The 1,066-nt window shown below is 46.0% G+C and carries 1 protein-coding gene; it reads left to right on the top strand.

Annotated elements, in window-relative coordinates; genetic code table 11:
• A partial coding sequence (locus tag GAC_RS01890; protein ID WP_037349152.1) for a hypothetical protein occupies positions 1–810 on the top strand: 810 nt, incomplete at its 5' end.
• Positions 811–1,066: the final 256 nt, after the last annotated feature.

Here is a 1,066-nt window from a genome sequence, read left to right as displayed (position 1 = left end):
CAAAAAAGGAAGATTATATTGTTTCAGCCGAACGCGCTAAGCACCACTGCGCGTATGGTATTTATAAGCCACTGGATATGCTTGTGTATGGCTTACTCTTTCGCGTTGGCAGCAAGTACCATACCCAAGGAGGCCGTAATCGGATTTTTTGCCACAGCTTCTGTATTGGCGGTTTGCGGGTACGCCATAGTTCTATACCTAAAAACGCGCAGCTACCGCAAGAATGAGCAGATACAGGAACTTGCTCGTCTTGAGAGGATTAATACATTTGCGACATGCGCAGAGGCAATAACTGTCATTGGCCTTTCAGCCGCGTCAATAGGGTTCTTGATTTCTGGCATCAGTGCCCCGCGCTACTTCTCTGTTATCGGATGCTTTGCATCAATGTGTGCGATTTTGTCTAGGGTTGCCTCTATGACAGCTGATCACAAGCAGTTGCAGCTTGTTGGTCAATACATGGACAAAGAGGAGTACGATTCGAGAGTCAAAACTGTAAGGAATGCCAAGGTGCTCGGTTGCTTAGCTATAGCGTTGGGGGCCGTAAGCATCTGCATGAATATCGCATCAATCAGTAGTAGCAGCGTCCATACCGGCGGATTGGCTTGGAATATGGCAAAGACTATAGCAAGTTGCGGCTGGTTGACCACTTGTGTTGGGTCTTTCGTCCTCATACGTATGTCCCAGCGCAACCGTTGCTACAATAGACTTCTTTCAGAATGCGAAGTTTCAGCTGTCACTGAGACGCTTACGCAGGACAGGCAGAAGCCTGTGAAAAACGCGTTAATAGCGCTAGGCACTAGCACCAGATAGGGTTCAGATCTTATCATCTTCTTACAATTAGAACATTTAGGAGGTTGTTGTGCACGGAAGTTTGTTACCTATCACACCGTAAGTTAAATCTTGAGCGGTATAGCAGAGTCTTTCCGTTGGTTAAACCTTATAAGTAATCTTCAACTTTAATATAATCAGTGCAGATGTACTTGGTATTTCCCAGCTTTAAATAGTACTCTTACCCCTTGAATCCCCCTGCCTTCTCAATTCAGATGCAACCCTCTTTGCATGCGCC

The sequence above is a fragment of the Anaplasma marginale str. Florida genome (assembly GCF_000215485.1).
In the GTDB taxonomy this organism is placed as follows: domain Bacteria; phylum Pseudomonadota; class Alphaproteobacteria; order Rickettsiales; family Anaplasmataceae; genus Anaplasma; species Anaplasma marginale.
This window is presented reverse-complemented; position numbering and strand designations above follow the sequence as displayed.